General features: G+C 70.9%; 5 protein-coding genes and 1 pseudogene. 3 read left to right on the forward strand and 3 right to left on the reverse strand.

Annotated features, from left to right (window positions below):
* A partial coding sequence (locus APM_RS12075; protein ID WP_007423661.1) for a phosphopantothenoylcysteine decarboxylase occupies nucleotides 1–409 on the forward strand: 409 nt, incomplete at its 5' end.
* The gene (gene dut, locus APM_RS12080) at nucleotides 406–870 is read left to right on the forward strand and encodes a dUTP diphosphatase (protein WP_007423662.1); all 465 of its coding nucleotides are present in this window, start codon (nucleotides 406–408) and stop codon (nucleotides 868–870) included. The genes APM_RS12075 and dut, both read left to right, overlap by 4 nt.
* Here the strand turns inward: dut and APM_RS12085 are convergent.
* The 3 genes from APM_RS12085 to APM_RS12095 are packed head-to-tail and all read right to left on the reverse strand — an operon-like array spanning nucleotide 867 to nucleotide 3840.
* The gene (locus tag APM_RS12085) at nucleotides 867–1664 is read right to left on the reverse strand and encodes an SDR family oxidoreductase (protein WP_007423663.1); all 798 of its coding nucleotides are present in this window, start codon (nucleotides 1662–1664) and stop codon (nucleotides 867–869) included. The genes dut and APM_RS12085 overlap by 4 nt on opposite strands.
* Nucleotides 1661–3202 carry a cryptochrome/photolyase family protein gene (locus APM_RS12090; protein ID WP_007423664.1) on the reverse strand — a complete coding sequence of 514 codons (1542 nt, stop codon included), beginning with the start codon at nucleotides 3200–3202 and terminating at the stop codon, nucleotides 1661–1663. Before APM_RS12090 ends, APM_RS12085 begins: the two co-directional genes overlap by 4 nt.
* Nucleotides 3202–3840 (reverse strand): DUF6134 family protein, encoded by a 639-nt coding sequence (locus APM_RS12095; RefSeq protein ID WP_007423665.1) that lies wholly within the window; start codon nucleotides 3838–3840, stop codon nucleotides 3202–3204. The genes APM_RS12090 and APM_RS12095 overlap by 1 nt, the downstream gene beginning before the upstream one ends.
* A gap of 184 nt (nucleotides 3841–4024) precedes the next feature.
* Between APM_RS12095 and APM_RS12100 the strand changes: the two are divergent.
* Nucleotides 4025–4149: pseudogene (locus APM_RS12100) on the forward strand (phosphohistidine phosphatase); the annotation flags it as partial.

Below are 4149 nucleotides of genomic sequence, written 5' to 3' on the forward strand. Positions count from 1 at the left end.
TGCCGCCCTGCCCGCCGATGCCGCGGTGTTCTGCGCCGCCGTCGCGGACTGGCGGGTCGAGGCGCAGGGGCGGAAGATCAAGAAGACCGGCGCGCCGCCGGCGCTGGCGCTGGTGGAAAACCCCGACATTCTCGCGGAAGTGTCGCGGCTTGAGGGGCGGCGGCCGCGCCTTGTCGTCGGGTTCGCGGCGGAGACGGGCGACCTTGTCGCGCAGGCGACGGCGAAGCGGGCGCGCAAGGGGTGCGACTGGATCGTGGCCAACGATGTCGGCGCGGGAACCGGCATCATGGGTGGCGCCGAGAACGAGGTCGTGCTGATCACCGAAGCGGGCGCCGAGCCCTGGCCGCGCGCCGGGAAGGACGCGGTGGCCGACCGGCTGGCGGAGAGGATTTCAGGGATTTTCCAATGACGATTGCAGTTGCCGTGAAGCGGCTGGCGCATGGCGCCGGCCTGCCCCTGCCCGACTATGCCACCGCCGGATCGGCGGGGCTCGACCTGCTGGCGGCGGTCGATGCGCCGGTGGTGATCGCGCCGGGGGCGCGGGCGCTGGTGCCGACCGGGCTCGCCATCGCGCTGCCGCCGGATTTCGAGTTGCAGGTCCGCCCGCGCTCGGGCCTCGCGCTCAAGCATGGGATCGTGATTCCGAACAGTCCGGGGACGATCGACAGCGATTATCGCGGCGAGATCCAGGTGATCGTGCTCAATGCCGGGACCGAGGCGTTCGAGGTGACGCGGGGGATGCGGATCGCGCAGGCGGTGCTGGCACCGGTGTCGCGGCTGGTGTGGCAGGAGACCGACGATCTCGACCGGACCGCGCGCGAGGCGGGCGGGTTCGGCAGCACCGGGCTCGATTTCCCGATGGGGAACTAGCTCTCCGGGTCCGGCTCCGCCCTGCCCGGCGTGCGCGACCCGGTGAAGCGGGCGACGAGCGGGAAGAAGGCGGCATGGGGCAGCAGGCGCAGGATGCGCAGCGGGCGGGCCAGGCCTTCGGGGAAGGCGATCAGGAACCGCCCGGCATCGAGCCCGCGCAGGATGGCGCGGGCGGCGGCGTCGGTTTCCATCAGGAAGGGCATCGGGAAGCGGTTGTTCGCGGTGAGCGGCGATTTCACGAAACCGGGGCAGATCGCCGAGATCGCGACGCCGTGGCGGTCGAGGTCGAATTTCAGGGCTTCGGCGGTGGCGATCAGCGCCGCCTTGGTCGCCGAATAGGAGACCGAGCCGGGCAGGCCGGCGAGGCCGGCGAGCGAGGACATCAGCGCGATCTGGCCGCGCTTGCGGGCGATCATCGCCGGCATCACCAGTTCGAGCCCGCGCGCGGTGCCGAGCAGGTTCAGCTCGACCTGGCGGCGCAGGCGATCGGCGGTGAAGGTTTCGGCGGTGTCGCGCTCATAGGTGCCGGCGTTGAGTATGGCGCGGGCGATCGGGCCGTCGCGGGTGATGGTGTTCACCGCCTCGCGCACCGAGTCGGGATCGGTCACGTCGGCCGGCGCGACGATGATGCGGCTCGGATGGGTTTCGGCGAGGGCGCGAAGCTCGGCCTCGCGCCGGGCGGTGATGGCGACGCGCCAGCCCTGCGCCACATGCGCCTCGGCCAGGGCGCGGCCGATGCCGCTGGAGGCGCCGGTGATCCAGACGATGCCGTCGGCGCTGGTGACGGGTTTCATATTCTGTCTCCGTGTTGCAGGCGGCGGCGCAGCTCGGCGGCGCGGTCGCGCAGGGCGCGGCGCTTCGGTTCCGCCATCTTGTGCCACGTTCGCACCGGCATCGCCATGCGCGGATTGGCGGCGAAGCGATCCGCGTGGCGGGCGATGAAATCCCAGTAGAGCGCGTTGAAGGGGCAGGCGCGCGGGCCGGTCGCGTCCTTCACGTCGTAATGGCAGCCGGCGCAGTAATCGCTCATGCGGGCGATATAGGCGCCGGAGGCGGCATAGGGCTTCGAGCCGACGATGCCGCCATCGGCGTGCAGCGCCATGCCGCGGGTGTTGGGCATTTCCACCCATTCATAGGCATCGGCGTAGACGGCGAGATACCAGCGGTCGACCGCATCCGGCGCGATGCCGGCGAGGAGGGCGAAATTGCCGGTGACCATCAGGCGCTGGATGTGATGGGCGTAGGCGCGGCGCAGCGTCTGCCCGATCGCCTGGGCCATGCAGCGCATGTCGGTGGCGCCGGTCCAGTAGAAGTCCGGCAGCGGAAGGTCGGCGCCGAGGGCGTTCAGCGTCGCGTAGCCGGGCATGTGCCGCCAGTAGATGCCGCGGATGAATTCGCGCCAGCCGAGGATCTGGCGGATGAAGCCCTCGACGGCGTTGAGCGGGGCGCGGCCGGCCTCGTATTCGGCCTCGGCGCGGCGGCAGAGATCGAGCGGGTCGAGCAGGCCGAGATTGAGCGGGACGGAGACCAGCGAGTGGAACATGAAATCCCGGTCCGCCGCCATCGCGTCCTGCCAGTCGCCGAAGCCGGGGAGACGGCGGGCGAGGAAATCGGCGAAGCCCGCCTCGGCATCGCGCGCGGTGACCGGCCAGTCGAACCCATCGAGGCTGCCGTAATGATCGGCGAAGCGGGCGGCGACGAGGGCGAGCACCTCGCGGGTTTCGGCCGTGGGCGGGAAGCGCTTCGCTTCGGGGGGCGCGAGCCCGGCGGGCAGGGATTTGCGGTTCTCGGGGTCGTAGTTCCATTTGCCGCCGACCGGGTCGTCGCCCTCCATCAGGATGCGGTGGCGGCGGCGCATCTCGCGGTAGAAGAACTCCATACGGAGCTGCTTTTTCGATCCGGTCCAGGCGACGAAATCGGCGCGGGAGCAGAGGAAGCGCGTGTCGTCGCGGATCTCGCAGGGGATGCCGGTCTGCTCGGCCCAGCCGCGCATGGCCTCGAGAACCCGGTATTCGCCGGGTTCGGTGGCGATGATGGCGTCCGGCTTCAGCGCGGCGCAGGCGCGGGCGACCTCGCCGGCGAGCGTGCCGGTATTGGCCGGATCGTCGAGCGCGACGTAGCGGACCGCGACGCCGCGGGCGCGCAGGGCCCTGGCGAAGTGGCGCATCGCCGCGAGGACGAGCGCGATCTTCTGCGGATGGTGGGGGACATAGGTGCACTCGCCCATCACCTCGGCCATCAGCACCGTGTCGGCGCCGGGGTCGAGGCCCGCGAGGGCGGCGATGGCGGGCGAGAGCTGGTCGCCCAGGATGACGCGCAGGTGGCCGGGCATCAGCCGAGGATCGGGCGGTAGGTGACGTGACCCTCGTGATGGAAGTCGAGGCCGGACCAGGTGTCGGCCTGGTTGTAGAAGACCGCGAGACGGATCGGGCCGGTGAGCTGGTAGCGCGCCGCGGTGACGGTGCCGGAGGGCATGGCGGGCAGGTGGAACCAGCCCTGGCGGGTGATGGTCGGCCGGTCGGTATGGCCGGTCTGCATGTTGATCATCGGGCCGTTCAGCATCGCCTTGTTCCAGTAGGTGAGCGGCAGGGCGTCGCGCGGGGCGGTGTAGCGGGCGATGCGGTTGCCGGAGATGACGACGCCGGACGCCGTCCGCTCGACGCTGAGGCGGATCTTGCGGCCGTTGTCGTCGATCTCGCTGGTCGCGGCGCGGAAGGCCCCGTTCTGCCAGTGCTCGACGATATGGGCGCGGTAGGTGAAGAGCGGGATGCCGATCAGCCCGACCTTGAGGGCGGCGTGGTTCTCCACCCAGAGATGGTCGCCCGCGCGGATGAAGCGCAGGCTCTGCCGGCCGACATGGCTGCCGTTGCGGTAGATGTCGAATGCCAGGCGGTCGTCCCGCGGGACGGGCAACGCCAGGGCTGCCGCCGCGGCGAGGACGCCGCGACGGCCGATGGGGGCGTCGGTCATCGTTCCTCCTTCACGGTTTCCCTGCGGTTACGGGCAACGGGCGGCGAATGGATGCCGCGACGCCGGCCGCGCAACGCTCCGATGCAATAAATAGGGCACGCGCTCTGGATCGCGAGGGCGGAGCCGCGCATAAACGCCCCGCCAACCCCTGCCGCGAAAGAGATTCATGCACCAGCTCATTCTCATGCGCCACGCCAAGGCCGAACGGGCCCGCGACGACCAGGCCGATCACGATCGCGCGCTCAGCCCGGCCGGGCGCGAGGCGGCGCGGCGGATGCGCAACCGGCTGCGCGGCCTCGCGATCGACGG

The sequence above is a fragment of the Acidiphilium sp. PM genome (assembly GCF_000219295.1).
GTDB lineage: Bacteria > Pseudomonadota > Alphaproteobacteria > Acetobacterales > Acetobacteraceae > Acidiphilium > Acidiphilium multivorum.